The 22347-nt window shown below is 65.6% G+C and carries 19 protein-coding genes and 1 riboswitch; of the genes, 5 read left to right on the top strand and 14 right to left on the bottom strand.

Annotated features, from left to right (window positions below; genetic code table 11):
* Positions 1–116: 116 nt before the first annotated feature.
* The 3 genes from ACIPVK_RS00525 to rplS all read right to left on the bottom strand — a co-directional run bounded on the left by ACIPVK_RS00525 (position 117) and on the right by rplS (position 5413).
* Entirely contained in the window at positions 117–3119 is a 3003-nt protein-coding gene (locus tag ACIPVK_RS00525; protein ID WP_407610030.1) for an Ig-like domain-containing protein, read from the bottom strand.
* Between the two features lie 1184 nt (positions 3120–4303).
* A complete protein-coding gene (lepB, locus tag ACIPVK_RS00520) occupies positions 4304–4993 on the bottom strand; it encodes a signal peptidase I (protein ID WP_407610029.1) in 690 nt (229 codons plus the stop codon).
* Between the two features lie 60 nt (positions 4994–5053).
* Positions 5054–5413, bottom strand: coding sequence for a 50S ribosomal protein L19 (gene rplS, locus ACIPVK_RS00515; protein WP_407610028.1), 360 nt, complete (start codon positions 5411–5413; stop codon positions 5054–5056).
* Between the two features lie 528 nt (positions 5414–5941).
* Positions 5942–6049, top strand: a riboswitch (TPP riboswitch).
* Positions 6050–6061: 12 nt separating this feature from the next.
* Here rplS and thiC point away from each other — a divergent pair.
* The gene (gene thiC / locus ACIPVK_RS00510) at positions 6062–7846 is read left to right on the top strand and encodes a phosphomethylpyrimidine synthase ThiC (RefSeq protein WP_407610103.1); all 1785 of its coding nucleotides are present in this window, start codon (positions 6062–6064) and stop codon (positions 7844–7846) included.
* 116 nt (positions 7847–7962) lie between these two features.
* On the opposite strand, the gene trmD is transcribed toward thiC, so the two are convergent.
* From trmD to rpsP, 4 genes are all read right to left on the bottom strand, one after another.
* Positions 7963–8778, bottom strand: coding sequence for a tRNA (guanosine(37)-N1)-methyltransferase TrmD (gene trmD / locus ACIPVK_RS00505; RefSeq protein ID WP_407610027.1), 816 nt, complete (start codon positions 8776–8778; stop codon positions 7963–7965).
* A gap of 5 nt (positions 8779–8783) precedes the next feature.
* A complete protein-coding gene (rimM, locus tag ACIPVK_RS00500) occupies positions 8784–9329 on the bottom strand; it encodes a ribosome maturation factor RimM (protein ID WP_407610026.1) in 546 nt (181 codons plus the stop codon).
* Between the two features lie 238 nt (positions 9330–9567).
* Positions 9568–9807, bottom strand: a complete 240-nt coding sequence (locus ACIPVK_RS00495) for an RNA-binding protein (RefSeq protein WP_407610025.1) — start codon at positions 9805–9807, stop codon at positions 9568–9570.
* A 3-nt stretch (positions 9808–9810) separates the two neighbouring features.
* Entirely contained in the window at positions 9811–10224 is a 414-nt protein-coding gene (gene rpsP, locus ACIPVK_RS00490; protein ID WP_217388303.1) for a 30S ribosomal protein S16, read from the bottom strand.
* A 356-nt stretch (positions 10225–10580) separates the two neighbouring features.
* Here rpsP and ACIPVK_RS00485 point away from each other — a divergent pair, with 356 nt between their 5' ends.
* Entirely contained in the window at positions 10581–11213 is a 633-nt protein-coding gene (locus ACIPVK_RS00485; protein ID WP_407610024.1) for a hypothetical protein, read from the top strand.
* A 170-nt stretch (positions 11214–11383) separates the two neighbouring features.
* Complete coding sequence (locus ACIPVK_RS00480; protein ID WP_407610023.1) at positions 11384–12268, top strand: hypothetical protein; 885 nt, start codon at positions 11384–11386, stop codon at positions 12266–12268.
* 120 nt (positions 12269–12388) lie between these two features.
* Here the strand turns inward: ACIPVK_RS00480 and ACIPVK_RS00475 are convergent, their stop codons facing one another.
* Complete coding sequence (locus tag ACIPVK_RS00475; RefSeq protein WP_256449130.1) at positions 12389–12517, bottom strand: hypothetical protein; 129 nt, start codon at positions 12515–12517, stop codon at positions 12389–12391.
* A 154-nt stretch (positions 12518–12671) separates the two neighbouring features.
* Positions 12672–13889, bottom strand: coding sequence for an amidohydrolase (locus tag ACIPVK_RS00470; protein ID WP_407610022.1), 1218 nt, complete (start codon positions 13887–13889; stop codon positions 12672–12674).
* Positions 13890–14067: 178 nt separating this feature from the next.
* On the opposite strand from ACIPVK_RS00470, the gene ACIPVK_RS00465 reads away from it, so the two are divergent.
* Together ACIPVK_RS00465 and ACIPVK_RS00460 are read left to right on the top strand one after the other, a co-directional pair.
* On the top strand, positions 14068–15435 hold the full coding sequence (locus tag ACIPVK_RS00465; protein ID WP_407610021.1) for a TrkH family potassium uptake protein: 1368 nt from the start codon (positions 14068–14070) through the stop codon (positions 15433–15435).
* Positions 15436–15460: 25 nt separating this feature from the next.
* Positions 15461–16126, top strand: coding sequence for a potassium channel family protein (locus ACIPVK_RS00460; protein WP_407610102.1), 666 nt, complete (start codon positions 15461–15463; stop codon positions 16124–16126).
* A 265-nt stretch (positions 16127–16391) separates the two neighbouring features.
* Here the strand turns inward: ACIPVK_RS00460 and pstS are convergent, their stop codons facing one another.
* The 5 genes from pstS to arsB all read right to left on the bottom strand — a co-directional run bounded on the left by pstS (position 16392) and on the right by arsB (position 22323).
* Positions 16392–17522 carry a phosphate ABC transporter substrate-binding protein PstS gene (pstS, locus tag ACIPVK_RS00455; protein WP_407610101.1) on the bottom strand — a complete coding sequence of 377 codons (1131 nt, stop codon included), beginning with the start codon at positions 17520–17522 and terminating at the stop codon, positions 16392–16394.
* A 248-nt stretch (positions 17523–17770) separates the two neighbouring features.
* A complete protein-coding gene (locus ACIPVK_RS00450; protein WP_407610020.1) occupies positions 17771–19210 on the bottom strand; it encodes an HNH endonuclease in 1440 nt (479 codons plus the stop codon).
* 132 nt (positions 19211–19342) lie between these two features.
* A complete protein-coding gene (locus ACIPVK_RS00445; protein ID WP_407610019.1) occupies positions 19343–20758 on the bottom strand; it encodes an FAD-dependent oxidoreductase in 1416 nt (471 codons plus the stop codon).
* A 30-nt stretch (positions 20759–20788) separates the two neighbouring features.
* The gene (locus ACIPVK_RS00440; RefSeq protein WP_407610018.1) at positions 20789–21208 is read right to left on the bottom strand and encodes an arsenate reductase ArsC; all 420 of its coding nucleotides are present in this window, start codon (positions 21206–21208) and stop codon (positions 20789–20791) included.
* Complete coding sequence (gene arsB / locus ACIPVK_RS00435; protein ID WP_407610017.1) at positions 21205–22323, bottom strand: ACR3 family arsenite efflux transporter; 1119 nt, start codon at positions 22321–22323, stop codon at positions 21205–21207. Before arsB ends, ACIPVK_RS00440 begins: the two co-directional genes overlap by 4 nt.
* Positions 22324–22347: the final 24 nt, after the last annotated feature.

Raw genomic sequence — 22347 nt, 5'->3', positions numbered from 1 at the left:
GATCCGGGGCGTTGGCTGAAAACGATGTGGGAAAAGCTAGGGGCCTCCCACGGAATTGCAAGCAATTCCACGAAAGGCCCCCGCTCACGAGTCCCGGTTAGGTGCCGACCGCGTGGTTAGGCACCGTGGTGCCCTTTGGCGTTCTTGCGGCGCAGCAGCATGAACAGTCCGCCAGCAACCATCAACGCACCACCGGTGGCGATGATCGGCAGGGCTGCGTTCGGGCCGGTGTTGGCCAGGCCGCCGTTGTCGCTGTCACCGCCGTTGATGTCGCCCTGCGGAACTACCGGTGCCTTGGAAGGCTCGGGGTTCTGCGTGGGCTGCGGCGAAGTCGTCGGGGCCTCGGTCGGCTCCGGCGATGCCGTTGGCTCTTCGGTCGGCTCCGGCTTCGGTTCCGCCGCGATGGTGAAGGTGCTGGACGTCGCGGCCGAGGAGACCCCGTCGATGACCTGGACCGCGGTGATCTTGTGGTCGCCGCTTTCCAGGTTCTCGGGAGCCAACACGGTCCATGCGCCGTTGACCACGACCGCGGCAAGCTCTGCCTCGTTGCCGGCCGCTGCCTGGGCAATGGCGGTATCGCCGCTGGCCGGGACCGCGGTGAGCTCGGTGCCATCGAGGGTCACCTTGATGGTGGACCCGTTGATGCCGAAGCCGCTGATGGTCTTCGGGGCCTGGTCGAAGGCGAATTTCTGGCCATCGCTCGGCGAATCGATGGACGGGGCCTCCGGAACGACCTTGAAGTCGCTGGTCACCGAGGATGAGGTGGTTTCCCCGACGCTCTGCACGGCGGTGACGCTGTGCGAGCCGTAGGAAAGTGCCGCATCGCCTTCCAGCGTGACGCTCCAGGCACCGTCATTGCCAACGGTGGCTTCCTGGGTGACCGCACCGGTGAGCTTGACGGTGGCGCCGGCAACGCCGGTCCCCGAGATCACGGACTGGGCCTCGGTGAAGGTCTCGCCGTTTGCCGGGCCGGTGATGGCCGGTGCTGCGAGCTGGATCGTGAAGTTGATCGTGACGGTCTTCGAGGTTTCCCCGTCCCTGGCCTGGATGGCGGAAACGGAGTGCTCGCCGTAGGACAGCGCGGCGGGCAGCTTGACGCTCCACTTGCCGTCAGCGTCCACCGTGGCGGTGCCGGTGGCATCGCCGGTCAGGGTCACGGTGGCTCCGGCAACGCCGGTACCCGAGATGGTGGACACCGGCGCCTCGAGCGTGGCGCCGTTCTTCGGGGAAGCGATGGCCGGTGTGCCGATGACGACATTGACCGAGCCCGCGGTGGTCGCCGACTTGTTGAAGCCGTTGACCGTCTGCAGGGTGAAGTCGAACTTGCCGAAGCTCGTCGGCGCCTTGAAGCTGAACTTTCCGGCGGTGACCGTGGCCTTTTCGATCAGCTTGCCGCCGGAGACGACCCGCACGTGCGAACCGGCCGGGGCGCCTGCCACGGTGCCGGAGATCGTCGAGCCGGCCGCAACGTCAGCGCCGTTGGACGGCGAGGCCACTACCGGGGCGTTGAGGGACAGCGCGATGGAGTAGCCCTTGGCGTGCTTCAGGCCGTCCTTGATGTCGGTGAAGTACGCGCGTCCGCCGTCAGAATCGACAATGGCACTGGTCACGCCAACGGCGGTGCCGCCGGAGATGGCCGATCCGCCGGAGTCTCCTTGGTTTGCCTTCAGCAGCCCCTCGTTCTCCATGCCGAAGCCACGGACGCCGCGGGCAAACGAAATTTGTCCTGGGTGATCCGGATCTTCGACCAAGAAGATGCCCACCTCGTCGACAGTTCCACAGGTCCAGCCGGTGGTGCGTCCGGACTTGCAGATGTCGCTGCCGATGACTGCGCTGGCAACGCCGGTGACCTTGATACCGGAGTCACGCTCGTCGGCGCCCTTCCAGTCGGTGACCATGGACTTGAGGTCCAGGTCCGGGTTGATCTGGTCGATGACCGAGATGTCCGTCCCGACGTTGCCCAGGTCTTCAAGGCTCGTTGCGGTGTCTGTGCCTGTCACGGGCGAGTTGTTGGGGCCACCGAATTGCGAGAATCCGAAGGCGCCCAGGGGCGCACCGATCTCTTCGAATTCGCCGGGGGCGCTGTGCTCCATGATGTTGACGTCGGTAATATCACCGTCTTGCGTACAGTGTCCGGCCGAGATTGAGGCGTCTTCGCCATTGACGTTGAAACCGTTGAAGCCGATGGAGCACAGCGCGACGCTGGTTTCACTGGTCTTCGCTCCGTAGCCCATACCGCCAAGCACATCGCCTGCAGCGGCCGGCTTTGCCGGTCCTTCGGCCGTCTCGATCGTGACCCTGGTGTACTGCTCGGCGAATTCCTCCGGGGTCAGCTTGCCGCCTAACCGCAGGGACGTTGCCGTGGGAGTTTCGGTAGCGCCCTTGGCTTCCACCTTGGCGGTTCCGCCGGTGCGAATGACAAAGCTGTTAGCCCCGGTCTTCATGACAGCCTGAAGTTGCGAAAGAGCCTTTGGCTCAACGTTTTCGACGTATGCCTTGAACAGTGAATCGGCGGTCTTGGGCATGGCCTTTGCCACGATCTTCGGCGCCTGTGTTGCCTCGGTCTTCGGGCTTTCGACGACCGGGAGCTCCAACGGCGTGGCCTTGAGGTCCGTGGTCTCCGGAGCCTTTTCGGGCACAACGGCTTTGGGATCCACCGAAGCTTCGACTTCGGGCTCAGCCACGATGTTCAGCTCAACCTCGGTGTCCCCGGTCAGCTCGTCAAGCTTCTTGGTCACGGCTTCAAGTGCCGATGCGGACACCGTTACGTCAATTTTGTCGTCCGCGATTGCAAAGTCGGCTTCCAGCTTCGACTGTTTCAATTGCTCGGCAAGCGATTCAACGACGGCGCTCAGTTTGCCGTTCTTATAGAACTCTTCGAGGGTGATGCCAAGATCGCGCTCAACAGCTTCTTTAAGGCCGCTCGGCAGCGCCGCCTGGCTCGGATCCTGCGATGCTTCAGTGCTCGATACAGCCAAAGTCTCGGTCGATGTCGGCTCCGGTGTGGTCGAAGTCGTGGCAATGGCCGGCACCGTGGCGAAACTGCTGCCAAGTACCAACGCCGTGGTGGCGGCAGCAATGCAGCCCCGTTTCAATAGCGCACGTGAGGAATCGTGCATATGGAGATCTCCCAGTTCAAGGTGTGGTACCTCGCTTTTGTGTGCGCAGCGTCTGTTTTGGGACATCCGATTGGGCATACCGCGAGCAATGAGTGTTACCAAAATGAAACCCTAACCTGTGTAGATATCCGCAAACAAACCGCCCGACACCCAATCTCCACTCAATGGAGTATTTGACGCATCAGCTACTTTGAGAAATTCTGCACAATCTCAGGGCAGGAGCCAGCAGAGACCGGCGTCACCATTTGCGACACGCCCGGGTTCCACTTCCCCAGCCCACCCATGTAACTTTTTCGTAATTCACAGACTTTGCGCATTTTCTTGTGTAGTTGAGATGCCGATGACGGGCGGGCCCGAATGACGCATGCGCCACGCGCAATATCAACACTTTATGGAGTTACTTGAATCTGCAAGCAAAACGTAGGTCGGTAATAGCGTTGGACGATCCCACCCCGAACCCTGGCTGAACGGACGTCGAACTCTTGGCAAAGAGTGAATAGGCGATCCCGCCGAGCCGGAATCGGCCCCGCGGCACCAAGGACAATTTTGGCTACATGGCCAGGGCGATTCTCAACGCTCGTTGATCAGGACCACGCGCACCCCGCACGAAGGAGAGTGCGCGTTGACGTCTGGAAGGTGGAGCATCCGAGGACCCGCCAGGAACGGCTGGACGCAATTGGCCGGAAGGGCAAGGCCTCAAACTTTGGAAGGCTGGATACGTCGCTTGGCCGTTCGGCCACCGGGGCGAACGGCCGCTCATCGTTTCGGTTGGCTGCGGCCTGCTGCTGATGCTCTTGCAGTGTTCTATTGCATTTCGGAGTTCGAACGGTCCCGCTACGGGTTATTAGGGCGACGAATACTCGAATGCGCAGACCTGGCCGGGGGTCTCTTGGGCAGAACCGCGCCGATTGGAACGGCGTGGCACGAGCCATCCACGTCAGGGGTCCCCGTAGACAGCTTTGTCACCGGTGGCAGGGTCAAGTGAAGGCTATCCACGCTTTTTTGGCTACCCGTAGATAAAGAGGCGGGATTTGGGCGTCACCGATACCCCGATCCTCCAGGGTGGATTCGCAGGCGGGTGCCAGGCATCAGGCGGATGCGCGGTCCCCGATCATGTGGAAGCCAGGAATTCTTTGATGGGCCCCAAGAGTTGCGCCCGATTACGGACGCGAACGGGCCTCGGGCTATTCGGAGACGGGAAGTCCACCCAAAGTCGATGAGCCCTCAACAGGGCGCTTGCTTTCCAAAGGCCAGATCACATCGGTCACCTTGCCAATGACGCGATCGGTCACGATCATGCCGCCGCCGGGTGCTCCCATGAGTGCGCGCGAATCCTCGGACACCGAGCGATGGTCCCCCATGACCCACAGTCGCCCCTCGGGAATCTGCACCTCGAAGTCCATCTCGCTCGGCTTGTCCCCTGCAAAGACATAGGGCTCGTCAACGGCGACGCCATTGACGCTCAGGCGCCCGTCGGGGCCGCAGCAGCTGACCGTGTCGCCGCCGACGCCGATGACACGCTTGACATAGACGGCGTCGCTGCCGGCCAGGCGCAGCGCCCAGGCCAGGGAATCCACGGCGTTGGGGCGCTGGTATGGCAGGAACGAGCCCCGCCCGTCAAAGATGACGACATCCCCGCGCTGGATTTCGGCGTTGTTGTAGGCAAGCCGGTTCACCAGCAATCCCTCACCCGGGTTCAACGTGGATTCCATGGAAGTGGAGCCGATGTAGAAGAAGTCAACGACGGTGGCGCGAACGCCAAGGGTGATTACCGCCGCCGCAGCAAGCGCGCCAACGGCAAAGCGCCAGCCCCTTGAAGGGGACCGGCGCTTTGTCGAAGCGGAAGAACGTTCCGATTCAGTAGATCGATCCACGATGGATCCCCATCCGCGCCGCTCGAGGAGTGGCGCGGATGAGGGCTCTCGTTTTTCTGGCTACTTGGCGGACCGGAAGTCGCGCTTTTCGCGGATCTTCGCAGCCTTGCCGTGGCGATCGCGCATGTAGAACAGCTTGGCGCGGCGAACGTCGCCACGGGTCAGCAGTTCGATCTTTTCCAGGACCGGGGAGTGCACCGGGAAGGTACGCTCTACGCCGACGCCGAAGGAGACCTTGCGAACGGTGAAGGTTTCGCGAACGCCGTCGCCCTGGCGACCAAGGACGAAGCCCTGGAAGACCTGGACACGGGAGTTCTTGCCTTCGATGATGTTGACGTGAACCTTGACGGTGTCACCGGCGCGGAAGTCCGGGACATCGCTGCGCAGCGAGGCTGCATCGACAGAGTCGAGAATATGCATAGTTGCATCTCCTAGGCAGACGCCGCAGGTCACCCACCTTAGACACGGACCGTCATTGTTCCTCGAGGCGCACAAGGGCGTCCAAGGAATGATGGGGCGGTCCGAAGCTTAGTACCACGATCCGTTTGCGGATCGGCGGTAGGTCCAACTGTTGATTCGTTCCCCCTGCGGCAGGAGCAGAACCCAGTAGACCCAAGAATCCATTTTGCCACACTCCGGGGCACCGCGCGAAGTCCCGGACACGCAGGCGGAGGTCCGCAGCACGGGCGCCCCCCCTGGCTCACCAGGATTCCGCCCGCCATATATCCGTCTGGGCCCTATTCCCCGCTCACCCTGCCGGTCCGGTTTCCGCCGCCAACTGGGCGCCGGGGCCCAAACGACGGGGGAAACCGGCCGTAACGGCATCCGCCTTAAGGGCGGTTCGCTGTCGCGAGTGCATGGCACAGGCCGCCAGCCGCTCACCCGGACGCAACGCGCCGGTGCCCAAGGTCACAAACGCTGCCGCGCGAAAACATGTGATAGTTTCGCTTACGACCACACGGGGGCCCCAGCAGGGGCTGAGATCGAGCTGACGCAGCAAGAGACCGTTGAACCTGTCCGGGTAATGCCGGCGAAGGAAGTGAGTACTCCTTGAGCAACACCGATTCAATGCACAGCCCTGTCCAAAACGCCGTGGAATCTGCCGAGACGCAGTCCCTGAAGTCCCATTCGCTGGCCTACATCGAGGACCACGAGTCGGGGATCCGCGTCCCGGTCACCGAGATCGCGTTGGAGCCCTCGCCCGGCGGAAAGGACAACGCCCCGCTGCAGGTTTACCGCACAGCCGGTCCCGGAAGCGACCCCGTGGTTGGGCTGCCCGCGTTCCGCAGCACCTGGATCGCGGAGCGCGCGGACACCGAGGCGTATGCGGGACGTGAAAGGAACCTGCTTGACGACGGGAAGTCCGCGGTCCGCCGCGGCAAGGCGTCGGCCGAGTGGAAGGGAAGCCGTCCGGTTCCCCGCCGCGCGCAAGCAGGACAGCGCGTCACCCAGATGCACTACGCCCGGGCCGGAGTCATCACCCCGGAGATGCGCTTCGTCGCCCTGCGCGAGAACTGCGACGTGGAACTGGTGCGCAGCGAGGTCGCCGCGGGCCGCGCCATCATCCCGGTGAACATCAACCACCCCGAGTCCGAGCCGATGATCATCGGCAAGGCCTTCCTGGTGAAGATCAACGCGAACATCGGCAACTCGGCGGTCACCAGCTCCATCGCCGAGGAAGTGGACAAGCTGCAGTGGGCCACCAAGTGGGGGGCAGACACCGTGATGGACCTGTCCACCGGCGATGACATCCACACCACCCGCGAATGGCTCATCCGCAACGCCCCGGTCCCGATCGGCACCGTCCCGATCTACCAGGCGCTGGAAAAGGTCAACGGCGAGGCCAACGCGCTGACCTGGGAAATCTTCCGCGACACCGTGATCGAGCAATGCGAGCAAGGCGTGGACTACATGACCATCCACGCCGGGGTGCTGCTGCGCTACGTGCCGCTCTCGGCTAACCGCGTGACCGGCATCGTCTCGCGCGGCGGGGCCATCATGGCCGGCTGGTGCCTGGCCCACCACCAGGAGAACTTCCTGTACACGCACTTCGACGAGCTGTGCGAGATCTTCGCGCAGTACGACGTGGCCTTCTCGCTGGGCGACGGGCTGCGCCCGGGTTCCATTGCCGACGCCAACGACGCCGCGCAGTTCGCCGAGCTGGACACCCTGGCCGAGCTGACCAAGCGCGCCTGGGAATACGACGTGCAGGTCATGGTCGAGGGCCCCGGCCACATCCCCTTCCACCTGGTGCGGGAAAACGTCGAGCGCCAGCAGGAGCTGTGCGACGGCGCGCCGTTCTACACGCTCGGCCCGCTGGTCACCGACATCGCCCCCGGCTACGACCACATCACCAGCGCGATCGGCGCCACGGAGATCGCCCGCTACGGCACCGCGATGCTCTGCTACGTCACCCCCAAGGAGCACCTGGGGCTGCCAAACAAGGACGACGTGAAGACCGGGGTGATCACCTACAAGATCGCCGCCCACGCCGCGGACCTGGCCAAGGGACACCCGGGCGCCTCGGCGCGCGACGACGCCCTGTCCAAGGCGCGCTTCGAGTTCCGCTGGCGCGACCAGTTCGCCCTGTCGCTGGACCCGGTCACCGCCGAGTCCTTCCACGATGAGACGCTGCCGGCCGAACCGGCCAAGACCGCGCACTTCTGCTCCATGTGCGGGCCGAAGTTCTGCTCCATGCGCATCAGCCAGGACATCCGTGACGAATACGGCTCGGCCGATTCGCAGGCCGCCATCGCCGACATGGTGAGCGGCATGCGCGAGAAGAGCCAGGAATTCCTGGCCGCGGGCGGCAAGGTCTACCTGCCCGAGCTCGAGGTTCCGGCCAAGGTGTAGCGCTTCCGGCCCGCCCCGGTCCCTGCCGGGCGCGCGCCGACAAAAAAGGGGGCTGCCCGTCCTTCCCGCATTTTGCGTGGGATGGACTGGCAGCCCCCTTTGCCGTGCCTCGTGATTTACTGCTCCGGCGCGATCTCATCCTTGGGCACAATGCGGCCCTCCAGAATCGCAAAGCCGCTGTGCCACAGGGTGTCGCGGTCGTGTCGGTTCAGCGTGGCCGGGTCCAGCTGCACGATCAAGTCCGGGCGGCGGGCGGCGGTGCGCTCCAGCTGCTTGTTTCGGCGGAAGCGTGCGATCTTGCCGTGGTTGCCGGAGAGCAGCACCTCGGGAACCTCGCGGCCCTCCCAAACACCGGGCTTGGTGTATACGGGGTACTCCAGCAACCCGTCGGAGTGCGACTCCTCGACCAGGGATTCCGGGTTGCCGATGACGCCGGGGATCAGCCGGCCGATGGCCTCGACCATGGCCAACACCGCCACCTCTCCCCCGTTGAGCACGTAGTCGCCGATGGAGACCGGACGGACGTCGAATGCCTCGGCGGCATGTTCCAGCACGCGCTCGTCGATGCCCTCGTACCTGCCGCAGGCGAAGGCCAGGTGCTGCGCCTCGGCCAGCTCGTAGGCCATCTCCTGGTCGAAGACCGCTCCGGCCGGCGAGGGAACAATGAGGATCGGCTTGTTTCCGCCGGCGGTGGAGACCGGGGACTCGGTGGCAATCCGGTCCAGGACCGCGGCCCACGGTTCGGGCTTCATGACCATGCCGGCGCCGCCGCCATAGGGCGTGTCGTCCACGGTGCGGTGGCGGTCATGGGTGTGGTCGCGCAGGTCGTGCACGTTCAAGTCCAGCAACTTTTCCCGCCGGGCCTTGCCGATCAGCGACAGGTCCAGGGCCGCGAGGTACTCCGGGAAAATCGAGACAACGTCAATGCGCATCGGGCTTAGGCTTCCTCTGCCGGTGCGTCGGTGTCCGCGACGTCTTCGCGGTTGATGTCGAACAGACCCTCGGGCGGGGTCATGAGGATGTATCCGCCCTCGATGTTGACCTCGGGCACGATGCTCTCCACGAACGGCACGTAGATCTCGTCGCCCTCGGTGGACTTCACGATCAACAGGTCCTGGACGTTGCCGGTGCGCAGCGCGGTGACCTTGCCGACGACCTTGTCCCCCACGCGGGCCTCGAGGTCCACGAGCTCGTGCTCGTACCAGCCCTCGGAATCGTCCTCGACCTCTTCGGTGTCGATGAACAGCTTCGCGCCGCGCACCGTCTCGGCGGTGTTGCGGTCCAGCAGCTCCTCGAAGGCCAGCAACAGGATTTCCTTGTTCCAGCGGGCGCCCTCGACGGTGAGCTTCTTGAAGGCGGGGTGCTCGACCTCGAACACTGCACCCGGGACAAAACGGTCTTCGGGTGCGTCGGTCAGGACCTGCACCGTCACCTCTCCGCGGATACCGTGCGGCTTGCCAATGCGGGCGACCTGGAGGCGCATGCGTTTTCTCCTTGAATACAAATCGGTGGGTTGTCGGCCTTCGCCGGCAAGGGGCGTGCGTTCAAGGGATTCGCATCTCTTGCAAGCACTTTTCTAGCTTCAATCTTACGTGCGACCTGGAGGTTGCAGACCCGACGCCGCCGAGGCCGCGTCGGCACAAGGCCTTAAAGCACTTTGGTCCCACCATCCGGCATGGATCGTGGGGCCAAAGCTACACAACATAGTGCGGTGAGGCTGGCTACCGGCGACGGTCCGTGTCGACTACGTCAACACGAATCGGTTCCTCCGCCAGCGCGGCAATCACGGTGCGCAGCGCCTTGGCGGTGCGGCCCTGACGACCAATGACCCGACCGAGATCCTCGGGGTGCACACGCACCTCGAGGATGTCACCGCGACGGTTTCCCTTCAACGCAACCTGTACGTCTTCGGGGGTGTCTACGATGCCACGTACCAGGTGATCCAGCGCATCAACGAGCACTGGCTACTCAGCCTCGGTTGCTTCTGCCTCGACCTCGGCCTCGGCAGCCGGCTTCTCAGCCTTCTTGGTGATGGCCTCGGGCAGGATGACCGAGCCCTTCTCCGGAACGACGAATGCCGGCTTGGCTTCCTTGACGCGCAAGGTGCCTTCCTGGCCTTCGATGCCCTTGAACTTCTGCCAGTCACCGGTGATCTTCAAGATCGCAGCAACCTGCTCGGTCGGCTGGGCGCCGACGGAGAGCCAGTACTGAGCGCGGTCGGACTTGACCTCGATGAACGAAGGCTCTTCGGTCGGGTGGTACTTGCCGATTTCTTCAATCGCACGGCCATCGCGCTTGGAGCGCGCATCCATGACGACGATACGGTAGTAAGGGGCGCGGATCTTGCCGAAACGCTTCAGACGAATTTTAACGGCCACGGTAGTGGTCACTCCTGTTTTCTCAACATGTGCGAAGTCCTGTTTCTGCACCCGTGGGGCGGGCCATACCGCAGATCTTCAAAAGGACAGGATTCAACGCGGAGAGAGGGGCCACATCAAATCGAGTACCTGTCCATTATGCCAGAAAGTTTTGGCCTGACAGGACATGTCACAACATTTCCTCCGGACCCGTGTCCGATCGCACATCGACCGCCGCTGAGCAATGCGGCCATGGGCATCCGATCCGGCCTCCGTGAGCCACCCCTTCCGCTTTCCGCGGGACACGTTCTTGGTATATTCGGTGTCCACCGGCGAACCGTTCGAAGTCCGGGGACCAACACGAAGCAGGGGAATCGATGGCACTGCCCGACAACTGGAAGCGCGCCCAGCCGGAGGACCCCTTTTGGGACGAGCAGAGGGCCGGCCTGCGGGCACCACACGTGGCACCGATCAACGAGTTGATCGGCCGTCTTGGCGCCGCGAAGGGCGGCGTGCGGCCGCCGCTGGCCGCCCCGTGGCACGGCGGCATCCATGCCCCGGCCCTGATAGTGCTCAACGACGCGGGAGAGCCACGCGAGGAGACCTCGTTCATGTGCATCAGGAACCCGGACCGGGCAGCGGAGCGCCAACGCCACCTGATGACCGAATTCGACATCGACCCCACGGATTTTTGCCACTGGAACGGCTATCCGTGGCCACGCAGCGACCCCAAGAAGGACATGACGCCCGAGCAGTCGCTCGAGGGAGGCAAGGCGCTTCTGGAAGTCATGGCGCTGATGACGGACCTGAAGATGCTCTTGCTCCTGGGTCGCAAGGCACAGGACGCCGCGGACGCGGTGCACCCGGAAATCAGTTCCACCTTCCCCGGGCTGCACGTCGTGCGTTCGCTTCATCCCCTGGGCGCCAAGCGGACCGTCGACAGGGTGGAACAGAAGCGCGTCTGGGCAGGAATCGCCGACCGCCTGCGTGAAGGCAAACCACGGTCTTGACGCTCCGGGGCGGCGATGCCGTCGGGCATCGGCGCTTCACCGGATTCGCGGGCCGGCCACGGACAATCCAGTGACGCCCGCTACGTCGAGGCGCCCGGGGTATGGGATCGACTCCGACCCGTGCCATGCTTGTGGCACGCCCCCTCGAAAGATTCATGAGAGAACCCTTCATGCCCCGCAAAATGACCGACCCCGACTTCCGGATCCAGCAGGAATCGGGGCTGTGGGCAGAACACGTTGCGCCCCTGAACTCCCTGGTCCAGGACCTGCACGCAGTTTCGCCCGAGGGAGCCGGACCGCTCCCGTTCCACGCGCCCCTTCATGGCGGCACCGACGCCACCATCCTGTGCCTGATGCCGGCTCCCGACGCCGCCAACCGCGTCGAGGAAGGCGAGGACATCCTCTCCACCGAGGACGACGATGCCGCGGCGGAGGCACTGGCCACGTTGCTGGAGGAGTCGGGAATCGATGCCAAGGAAGTCGTGCTGTGGCACGCCCACCCCTGGTACCGGGCCGAGGGTGCCTCCGGGCGGCTGACCGGAGCCGAGCTGAACGCCGGAGTCGAACCCATGGGCAAGCTGCTGCGCCTGGTTCCCAATCTTCGCGCGGTCATCCTCATGGGCAAGGGCCCGGAGGAATTCTGGGCCAAGGTCGCCAAGAAGGACCCGCAGGCGGTCATCCGCATCACGGCCATCCCCAGCTTCTCCCCCGCCCCGTTGTCCCTCAGCGGCACCACGGCACAGCGGGCGGAACGCATTGCCCGGCGTTCGGAGGCAATGCGCGAGGCGCGGAAGATCGTTAAGGCTCCTCGTGGCCCGGTGGGACCCCGCCGCGAAACCATGGTGCGGGCCGAGGACCTTGGACCGGAGCACCTGCGTCGCGTGATCGAGGTCAGCGACGGCAACCAGACGCTGCGCGGACCACTGCTCAAGGCCTTCCAGCCGAGCCCCGAGTGGCGCGTGACGCTGACCGTGGATGTGGCGGGACAGCGCCGCGCACTGGGCGTCACGCCCGACACCTGGGTCCGGGTCTACCGCGGCGCCGGCATCCGCTAGCGGCTCGCGGACCGCTTCCGCCCACGAAAATGCCTGCCCGTCGAAGCTTGCGCTTGAGACGGACAGGCATTTTCATGCGTTCCCGGGGTGGCCACTTGGATCAGCCACGCCGCATGGCGGCTATTTCGAGACCTTGCGTACCGGGTCTAGGATCGTTTCGCCCGCGGACTTGGTGCGCTTTTCGGCGCGCTTTTCCTTGATGGACTTCGAGGGTTTCTTGGCTTCTGCCTTGCGTGGTGACTTCGACATTCTGTGCCGTCCTAGCCGGGAATGCTCCGCATTCCCAAAAGTAAGGGGAAGGTACCCCTACCGCCACACCATACGCTGTATTCCCGTGAACTTGCCCCGGCCCGCCGGATTCCGCTCACGGCACCATAGGTCCCCCCCGGGCCGGGGCCAATGATCACCCGTCAAGCCATACCCGTGCGGCGGTCACCAGGGCCTCGACGCCCACGCCGAGGGTCGGCTGGATGAGCGGGGCAAAATGCGGTGAATGATTCGACGGAATATCCTCGGGCATCCTGCCGGTGGTCGCGAAGTCCTTGAACAGGCCCGGGTCCGCCCCGCCCAGCAGCCAGTACACCAGCGGCGCGCCGGCCGCCGTGGCGAGAACACCGACATCCTCGCTGCCTGCCACCGCACCAGGATCAATGACCATCCCTGCACCGAAGCGCTCGAACAGCGCCGCGGTCACCCGAGCGGACGCATCCCGGTCATTGACGGTCAGCGGGAAATGTTCCTCCAGCGTGATCACCGGCTCCCTGGGCGACCCCGAGGCCATGGCCTCCCCGCGCACGACCCGCTCGATGGAACCGAGCATCTTGGCGCGAACACTCTCGTCAAAGGTCCGCACGCTCAGGCCCAGGGTGGCCTGCGCGGCGATGATGTTGTTCTTGGTGCCGGCATGGATCTGCCCGACGGTGAGCACCGCCTGGTCGCTGGCGGCAAGTTCCCGCGAGACGATGCCTTGCAGGCGCATGGTGGTGGCGGCCGCCAGCAGCACCGGGTCCACGGTGGTCTCCGGCCGCGAACCGTGCCCGCCCGAGCCGTGCAGGGTGATGGCCAGCGAATCGGCCGAGGACATGGCCACTCCGGGGTGCAGTCCAAGCCATCCGGCGGGAAACGGCGCCACATGCTGCCCGAGGACCACGTCCGGTGCCGGCACCTTTTCGAGGAGTCCGGCGTCGACCATTGACTGGGCGCCGCCGCCGGATTCCTCGGCGGGCTGGAAAAGTGCCACCAGCGTCCCGGACCACGATCCGCGCCCGGCGGCCAGCCGTTCCACGGCTCCCAGCAGGCAGGTGACGTGCACGTCGTGGCCGCAGGCATGCATCACGGGCACCGGGCGTCCCTCGGGGTCAGTGCCCGTGGCAGTGCTGGCATACTCAAGGCCGGTCGCCTCCAGGACGGGCAAGCCATCCATGTCGGCGCGCAGCATGACCGTCGGCCCGGGGCCGTTTGCCAAGACCCCGGCCACGCCCGTGCCGCCGATGCCCTCCTGGACGTCCAGGCCCAGTTCCCGCAGATGCCCGGAAACAATCCCGGCCGTGCGGTGTTCGCGGAAGGAAAGTTCGGGGTTGGCGTGCAGGTCGCGGTACAGGCTTTCGAGGTCGATGCTCATGGGCACGAGCTTAGAACGCCAATCCCCAATATTGAAAGGTATTGCCGCGTCGCGACGTTCCGGCACCCTGCTCCCGCCACCGGAATGTTCGTGCCGGCGCTGCCGCCGGTGAGGGGAATTCGCGGGTGCGGGCGTTCCTATCCGTGGATACTTGCCCACAGGGCATATTCTGGGTTCCATGCCCCTCACCGTTAGCAAGTCCCGGGCCCTGGCCCGGGCACTGCTCCCCCGGCATCCGGCCCAGGGCATCGCCCTCGGCTTCGGCACGGCAATCGCCCTGGGAACCGCTGTCCTGATGCTCCCGATGGCCAAGGTAGGCCCCGGCGGCGCCGGATTCCTTGAAGCCCTGTTCACCGCCACCTCCGCCGTCTGCGTCACCGGGCTGGCGGTAGTTGACACTGCGACCTACTGGACCCCCTTCGGGCAGGTGGCGATCCTCGTGCAGATCCAGCTGGGCGGCTTTGGCATCATGTCCTTCGCCTCGCTGCTCGGGGTGCTGATGGCCAGGCGGCTGGGACTCAAGTCGCGCATCCAGGCCGCGGCGGAAACCAAGACGACGGGCTTCGGCGACGTGCGCTCGGTGCTGCTGGGCGTCCTGCGCATCACCGTGGCAACCGAACTGGTCGTGGCCCTGGCGCTGACCCTTCGCTTTGCCGTGGGACTGGGCAACCCATGGGGCCATTCCCTGTGGCTGGGCACCTTCCACTCCGTCTCGGCGTTCAACAACGCAGGGTTCGCGCTCTTCAGCGACAACCTGATGGGCTTCGTGGGCGACCCGTGGATCTGCCTGCCGATCGCCGCCGCCATCATCGTCGGCGGACTGGGCTTCCCGGTGCTCTTCGAGCTCGGGCGGCACTACCGCAGGCCGCTGCACTGGACCATGAACACCAAGCTGGTTGTCGTTGGAACGGCCGGTCTGCTGGCCGCCGGCACCGCGTTCATCTGCGCCCTGGAGTGGTCGAACCCCAAGACCCTGGGCGTGCTGTCCACGGCGGACAAGCTGCTGGCGGGGTTCTTCCAGTCGGTCATGACCCGCACCGCCGGCTTCAACTCCCTGGACTTCGGCCAGATGGATCCGGCGACCTGGCTGGGCGTCGACGTCCTGATGTTCATTGGAGGCGGCCCGGCCGGCACCGCGGGCGGCCTGAAGATCACCACGTTCGCCGTATTGTTCTTCATCCTGCTCACGGAGGTGCAGGGCGGCACAGCGGTGAACATCTTCGGCAAGCGGCTCTCGCGTTCGGTCCACCGCCAAGCGATCACCATCGTGCTGTTGGCCGTGGCCCTGGTCATCGGCTCCACCATGGCGCTGATGCTGATGACCGACTTCGGCCTGGACCGCCTGCTCTTTGAAACGATCTCCGCCTTCGCCACCGTGGGCCTGTCCACCGGCATCACCGCTTCCCTTCCCCCTGCGGGCCAGCTGCTGCTGGTGTTCCTGATGTTCATCGGGAGGCTGGGGCCCGTGACGCTGGCCTCCGCGCTCGCGTTGCGCGCCCGTCCCGTGATGTACGAATTCCCGAAAGAGAGGCCACTCATTGGCTAAGCATCATCTGTTCACCCCCAAATCGATGGAACGCATCGCCGAGGCCAACTCAGTGGTGGTCATCGGGCTCGGGCGCTTCGGCGGTGCTCTGGCCCTGGAGCTTGCCGCGGCCGGCACCGAGGTGCTGGGCATCGACAACGACGAGGACATCGTCCAATCGTTCAACGGTCGCCTCACCCACGTGGTGCGCGCCGATTCCACCAAGGAGGAGGTGCTGCGCCAGCTCTCGGTGCACGATTTCGACCGCGCGGTGGTCGGCATCGGCAGCGACCTGGAGGCGAGCATCCTGACCACCTCGGCACTGCTGCGCTTCAACAAGCCCACGATCTGGGCCAAGGCCGTCAGCGCCGCGCACGGGCAAATCCTGGAGCAGCTCGGCGTCGAACACGTGATCCGCCCCGAGCAGGACATGGGGCGCCGCGTGGCGCACCTGGTCCGCGGCGCCATGCTCGACTACGTCGAGTTCGAGGACGGGTTCGCGATGGTCAAGACCCGCCCGCCGAAGGAAGCGCTGGGCAAGGCCTTGGGAGACACCGGGATCAGGGCCAGGCACCACGTCACCGTCGTGGCCGTGAAGCGGCAGGACCGCGACTGGGACTACACCACCACCCAGACCGTGCTGCACGAGGACGACGAGATCATCGTCGCCGGGGCGACCGCGGCCGCGGAACGCTTCGCCGCACTGCTCTAGCTGTTGGTTCCCTCGGAACTTTCTCCAAGGACCGGGACCTGAAAACGGGGCGCGCTAGGGCGCAATTGCGCGTAGGTTCCACCCCGGGCGCGCCGACGGGGACCGGTCGGCGGACCAGGAGGCGAATACCTGGCGCCGCGGTGTGTCTGCTGTCCCTGCTGCTGACAACCCCGCCGGTGCTGGTGGCCCGCATCTTCAAGCCGGTGAAAAATGGAACGGGACCTGCCCATCACCATGAGGCGTTGGGCAGGTCGCGTGCAGGGAACTACTGGCGCAGCGTGATCGAATCGATCGCCGCGGCGGCCTCGGCGGCAAGCTCCTTGGGCATCGGCGCGCTCTTGGCCGAATCGGCGGCGACCTGTTGTCCCTCGTCGCTGACGACGTAGTGGCCGAAGGCCTTGACCAGCTCCATCGTATTCGGATCGGTGTAGCCGCTGCAGACGATGAAGTAGGAGACCAGGACCAGTGGGTAGGCACCGGTTTTGGTGGTGCTGCGGTCGAGTTCCAGGGCAATGTCGTTGGCGCCGCGGCCGGGGACCCGGTGCGAGGCGCTGACCGCGATGGCCGCCGCTTCGCCGCTGACGGCAACGAAGGAATCGCCCACGCGCAGCTTCCCCTTGCCCAGCGTCTTGTCCACGAGCGAATCATCGGCGTAGGTCACGGCACCGACGGTGCGGGCCACCGTGGTGACGACCCCGGAGTTGCCCTGGGCCTGCTCGCTGCCCAGCCCGCCGGGCCAGGATCCGGAAGGATCGTGCGTCCAGTTTTCGGGCGCGGCGGCATGCAGGTAGTCGGTGAAGTTCTCCGTGGTGCCCGAGTCGTCCGAGCGCGCGACGGCCGTCAGGGGGACATCCGGGATGGCGACACCCGGGTTCAACGCCTTGATGGCGGGGTCCTGCCACGAGGTGATCTTGCCGCCGAAGATCTTGGCGATGGTTGCGGCATCGAAGTTCAGTTCCTTGATGCCCGGCAGGTTGAAGGCTACGGAAATCGGCGAGATGTAGGTGGGGATGTTGATGGCCCCGGCTGGTCCGCAAGTCTCTTGGGAACGGGCCACTTCCGACTCCTTGAGGTAGGCATCGGATCCGGCGAAGTTAGTGGCGCCCGCCAACAGGCCCGCGCGTCCCGCGCCGGAACCCACCGATGCGTATTGCACCTGGACCTTGGGATGCATCGTGGCAAATCCGCCGATCCAGGCGTTCATGGCCGAGTTCTGGGCACTCGAGCCGCCGCCGGTGACGGTGCCCGTGAGGTTCGAGGAGTTGTTCTCCGCGGCCTGGCGTTGCGCCTCGCCTAGGGGGTAGTCGGCGCCGCAGCCGGTGAGCACGAGGCCAAGGCCAAGCGCCAACGCTATCCGTCGCTTCGGGAGGGCTTGAAGTACGGGCGCGGCGGCCATCGGTTTTTTCGCCTGGTACGGCAAGGAGTCCTCCTGGTTAACGACACATGAACAGCATCTAGTCGACCATAGCGCGCCCGGTCGCCGCCACTCGAATTGGCGGGATCAGGGTTCTATTAAGAGGGAACCGCGCCTGGCGCGAAGTTGTATTGACAGGAGGCATGCCAAAGCGGGCCGGTCCGGATTCTTCCCCTGAGGCACACAAACACAGATTGGCCAACGGAAACATCACTACCACGAGGCGCGGCCTACTGCCGCCGGTGGGGTGGCGGAGGCGGGGAGACCGGTTGCACCGGGTAGATATCCGTGCCTGGCATCGGCGGTGCCATGGAGGTGTGGACGTGTCGGCTGGAGGTGGTGACACGCAGCGTGTGCCGGCCCCCGGGGACGGGCGCCTCCTCCCAGCCGGGTGCCTCCTTGGTGGCATTGCACCAGGCGCATCGGGAACTGGCATTTTCAACCCGGGTTTCCCCGCCGCGGGCGGACTGGACGATGTGGTCCAGGTGCTGGATCCGGCCGCCGCAGTACGGGGTGCGGCAGAACTGGTCGCGGACGGTGATGAACTTTTTCAGTCCGCCGGTGAACAGGCGCGCTTTCTGGTCCATGGCCACGAGGTCCCCGGTTCCCGGGGCGGTGTAGAGCCGGCGGAGCCAGGAATCCAGCGGGTTCGCCGGATTCCCGACGAACAGCTCCCGGGCCTTCTGGGCGGAAATGATGCCGTATCCCTGCAGGTATGCAGGTTCCGAATGACCCTGGTACAGGGTTCGGTCGGTCATCACCAGGCTCAGCTGAACGGGGAAATTGGAGGGGTCGCTCACACCGGTCAGCGCTTCCAGGACCGTGTCGGCGGCGACCTGGGCGCTGTTGCGGACGTCGCCCGCCGCCTGGGCGTGGCCGGTTTCCCGGGCCAGGACCTGGGCGATCGCCACCCCGTATTCGGTGGGCAGGATCCCGACGAGCTTCATCCGGTGCGCGTCGAGCGGATAGATGTTGACGTAGCGGTCCTTCATCGCCTTGGCGGCCACTTCCGTCTCGGTGTCGCTCGCGTAGGCCAGGGCCCAGTGGCGGATCATCGAGGCGAGTTTTATTCCGCCCAGGCCGAAGCAGGTGTGCACGTCGGTGAACAAACGGGCGTCGATCTCAGTCCTGGCAGCCGCATCCAGGTGCCGGGTCTCGCGGTAGATGATCCGCGCCTCGGCCTCGTTGACCACGCCGTATTTCAGTCCCTGAAGGGTGAACGGCAGCCCGGAGACGAGCAATTGGCAGAAGTTCACGTATTCGACTCCGGAACGCGGGGGCTCATGCCGGGCGATGGCGACGTCCCCGCCGATGCCCCATCTCGGGTGCTTCACTCGAACCCCTCGCTCGGTGCGGTCCGCGGTGACGGCATCCACGTGGGCGCAGGTGATCTCGGCCTGCACCGCGCCGGCGCAGGACTTCAGGGACTCCAGCGCGCCGATGCCCTCGACCATCTCGAAGGGCTCCACCTCAACGGGCGCCCGGCCCAGCGCGAGGGTGACCGTGCGAATCCCGTCCACTCCGGTGTGTGCGAAGTAGTCGGCCAAGAACGCGTCGATGTCCAGGCCGCGTCCCACCAGGGCTCCGAACGACAAGTCGTGGGCCGCCGCATCGGTGCGAACAGCATCTGTGATGCTGCCGGAACCTGGGCCCGATGACGACGTTGCCATGAAACCAGTCTAGAAAACCCGACCGACGGTTTGGACTCCGGAGGCCGGCAGCCGGAAGCCGGGAGAGGGTGCGTCCGTCCGGGCGCGCCCGAAGGTGCCGGTGTCGCGGGCAGGCGGCTCCGGCCGCCCCGGCTATTTGTCCTTGCCGCCGACCAGCTCGGCGTGTCCGTGCAGCGTTCCGGTGGCGAAACGGATGGAGACCGGCTGCGGGCCGCAGCATGCTTCCGCCCCTGACTGCGCCTCCGGCGCCGGGGAGTCGCAGGAACCGCCCAGGTCCGTGGAGCAGACGCCGGTTTCGGGCAGTTGCAGTTCAAGGTTGTCGGCGGATACGCGGTCCCCGGCCAGCGAGGCGGCAATCGAGCGCACCTGCTCGTAGCCGGTGGCCATGAGGAAGGTCGGGGCGCGCCCGTAACTCTTCATGCCCGCGATGTAGAAGCCGGTCTCGGGGTGGGCCAGGATGCGCTCGCCGTGGGCGGAAACGGTGCCGCAGCTGTGGAACTCCGGGTCGATGAGCGGGCCGAGCTTGCGCGGGGCCTCCACGATCTCATCCAGGTCCAGGCGAAGCTCGGAAAGCATCGAAAGATCGGGGCGGAACCCGGTGGATGGAACCACCAGGTCCACCTCCAGCCGACGCCCGTCGGCCAGTGACACCTCAAGCCGCTGACCGCGTTCGAGCGAGGTGACCGAAACGTTTTCAAGGATCGAGATGTCGCCGTTTTCGACGAAGCGGCGCAGGGACGTGCCCAGCTGTCCGCGGGCGGGCAGTTCGTCCGCCGATCCGCCGCCGTAGAGGCGGATCGGGTTGGCGACCCCGCGCAGTCCCCAAAGGATGCGGGTGTCGGGCTGCCGCTGGCGCAGCCGGCCCAAGCTGATCAGGGTGTTGGCCGCGGAGTGTCCGGCACCGAGCACCAGGATGCTCTTGCCGGCGAAATGCTCACGGCCCGCTCCCAGCGGGTCGGGCAGCGGGGATGTGACCAGGCCGGCGGCACGCGCCTCGGCCTCGCCGATCGCCTCGATGCCGGAGCGGCCGACCGGGTTGGGGCTCCCCCAGGTTCCCGAGGCGTCGATGACGGCCCGGGCCACCAGGTCCTCGGGACCGCATGCGGTGGCGGTGCGCACCAGGAAGAGCGAGTCCTCGCGTCCGTGGGTGCGCGCCTTGTCCATGCCCCCGCCATCGGGTTGGATGCGGGTGACGGAGGTGACGCGGTGCCCGTAGCTGATTATTGGCGCCAGGGCGGGGTGGGCGGCCAGCGGCCGAAGGTATTCCTCGACCAGTTCCGCACCATAGGGGAGCCGGGTTTCGCGTGGTGCCTGCCAGTCCCCGGCGTAGCCCTCGGCCGGGGACTGAAGCAGCCGGCGGGACGCGGCGTCGATGTTCCAGCGCCAGATGGAGAAGAGCCTGATGTGCCCCCATTTTTGGATGGCCGAGCCGGCGCTGCTGCCGGCTTCCAGCACGCGCACCCGCTGCCCGCGTTCGAGCAGGTGTGCCGCGGCGGCCAGGCCGATGGGCCCGGCGCCGATGACAATCACCGGGTGGTTCTCGTTCATGTCCTTCTCCATCCCTGGGGTGTGCACTCGCTAGGCGGTGGCGGGGAGCATCTCGGAGATGAGCGTCTCGATGCGGGCGCGGATGTCGTCGCGGATCGGCCGGACGGCCTCGACGCCCTGCCCTGCGGGGTCTTCCAGTTCCCAGTCCTCGTAGCGCTTGCCGGGGAAGATCGGGCACGTGTCTCCGCAGCCCATGGTGATGACCACGTCCGATTCCTTCACGGCCTCGGTCGTGAGGATCTTGGGAACCTCGGCGGACATGTCGATGCCGACTTCGTTCATGGCTGCCACGGCCGCCGGGTTCACGGTGTCGGCCGGCTGCGAGCCGGCGGAGCGGACCTCGATCTGACCGGCGGAGAGGTTGGACAGGAAGGCCGCTGCCATCTGCGAGCGTCCCGCGTTGTGGACGCAGACGAACAGGACGGAGGGCTTGGGGGCGGTGGTGTTCATGCTCGTGCCTTTGCTGGGTTGAAGGAAGGGAAGAACTTGCGCGACCAGAGTGCGACGTAGACCAGGGCCACGAGCAGCGGCACCTCGATGAGGGGGCCGACGACTCCGGCCAGCGCCTGGCCGCTGGTGACCCCGAAGGTGGCGATGGCCACGGCGATGGCCAGTTCGAAGTTGTTGCCCGCCGCGGTGAAGGCCAGCGTGGTGGTGCGTTCGTACCCCATGCCCAGCAGGCGGCCGATGAGCATCGAGGCACCGAAGACGACGGTGAAGTAGAAGACCAGCGGCAGCGCGATCCGCGCGACGTCCAGGGGCTTGGCGATGATGGTGTCGCCCTGCAAGGCAAAGAGGATCACGATGGTGAACAGCAGGCCGTAGAGCGCCCAGGGGCCGAGCTTGGGCAGGAACTTGTTTTCATACCATTCGCGGCCCTTGGCCTTCTCCCCCAGCGTGCGGGTCAGGAATCCGGCAACCAGCGGGATTCCGAGGAAGACCAAGACCGAGAGCGTGATGGTCCAGGCGGAGAATTCGGCACTGGTGGTGGGAAGCCCCAGCCAGGACGGGAGCAGCTGCAGGTAGAACCAGCCCAGCGCGCCGAAGGCGACGACCTGGAAGACGGAGTTGATGGCCACCAGCACGGCGGCCGCCTCGCGGTCTCCGCAGGCGAGGTCGTTCCAGATCAGCACCATGGCGATGCAGCGGGCCAGTCCGACGATGATCAGCCCGGTGCGGTATTCGGGCAGGTCGGCCAGGAAGATCCAGGCCAGGACGAACATGAAGGCCGGGGCCAGCAGCCAGTTGATCACCAGCGAGGTGATCATGAGCTTCTTGTCGCCGATGACCCGGTGCGTCTCGTCGTAGCGGACCTTGGCCAGCACCGGATACATCATCACCAGCAGGCCCAGGGCGATCGGCAGGGAGACACCGGCGACCTGGATGGAATCCAGCGCCGCGCCGAGTCCGGGAATCAGCCGGCCCAGACCGAGCCCCAGCGCCATGGCAGCCAGGATCCACAGGGCAAGGTACCGATCCAGCGTGGACAGCTTGGCGGTGATGTGCCCCGTGTCTGCGGGCGCAATGGTGGGTGTCACGGAAATCCTTCTCCAGAAAGCAAGCATCGACGAGCGTCGATATATCGAGTA

Source organism: Paeniglutamicibacter sp. MACA_103, from assembly GCF_045798555.1.
Classification (GTDB): Bacteria; Actinomycetota; Actinomycetes; order Actinomycetales; family Micrococcaceae; genus Paeniglutamicibacter.
Note: the sequence above shows the minus strand (reverse complement) of the source record. Positions and strands in the feature narration are given on the sequence as shown.

Bases quoted from the DNA above. Each gene is read 5' to 3' on its own strand.
- ACIPVK_RS00525 (WP_407610030.1), bottom strand. From the start codon at position 3,119: ATGCACGATTCCTCACGTGCGCTATTGAAACGGGGCTGCATTGCTGCC.
- rplS (WP_407610028.1), bottom strand. From the start codon at position 5,413: ATGCATATTCTCGACTCTGTCGATGCAGCCTCGCTGCGCAGCGATGTC.
- thiC (WP_407610103.1), top strand. From the start codon at position 6,062: ATGCACAGCCCTGTCCAAAACGCCGTGGAATCTGCCGAGACGCAGTCC.
- trmD (WP_407610027.1), bottom strand. From the start codon at position 8,778: ATGCGCATTGACGTTGTCTCGATTTTCCCGGAGTACCTCGCGGCCCTG.
- rimM (WP_407610026.1), bottom strand. From the start codon at position 9,329: ATGCGCCTCCAGGTCGCCCGCATTGGCAAGCCGCACGGTATCCGCGGA.
- ACIPVK_RS00485 (WP_407610024.1), top strand. From the start codon at position 10,581: ATGGCACTGCCCGACAACTGGAAGCGCGCCCAGCCGGAGGACCCCTTT.
- ACIPVK_RS00480 (WP_407610023.1), top strand. From the start codon at position 11,384: ATGCCCCGCAAAATGACCGACCCCGACTTCCGGATCCAGCAGGAATCG.
- ACIPVK_RS00475 (WP_256449130.1), bottom strand. From the start codon at position 12,517: ATGTCGAAGTCACCACGCAAGGCAGAAGCCAAGAAACCCTCGAAGTCC.
- ACIPVK_RS00470 (WP_407610022.1), bottom strand. From the start codon at position 13,889: ATGAGCATCGACCTCGAAAGCCTGTACCGCGACCTGCACGCCAACCCC.
- ACIPVK_RS00465 (WP_407610021.1), top strand. From the start codon at position 14,068: ATGCCCCTCACCGTTAGCAAGTCCCGGGCCCTGGCCCGGGCACTGCTC.
- ACIPVK_RS00460 (WP_407610102.1), top strand. From the start codon at position 15,461: ATGGAACGCATCGCCGAGGCCAACTCAGTGGTGGTCATCGGGCTCGGG.
- pstS (WP_407610101.1), bottom strand. From the start codon at position 17,522: ATGGCCGCCGCGCCCGTACTTCAAGCCCTCCCGAAGCGACGGATAGCG.
- ACIPVK_RS00450 (WP_407610020.1), bottom strand. From the start codon at position 19,210: ATGGCAACGTCGTCATCGGGCCCAGGTTCCGGCAGCATCACAGATGCT.
- ACIPVK_RS00445 (WP_407610019.1), bottom strand. From the start codon at position 20,758: ATGAACGAGAACCACCCGGTGATTGTCATCGGCGCCGGGCCCATCGGC.
- ACIPVK_RS00440 (WP_407610018.1), bottom strand. From the start codon at position 21,208: ATGAACACCACCGCCCCCAAGCCCTCCGTCCTGTTCGTCTGCGTCCAC.
- arsB (WP_407610017.1), bottom strand. From the start codon at position 22,323: ATGCTTGCTTTCTGGAGAAGGATTTCCGTGACACCCACCATTGCGCCC.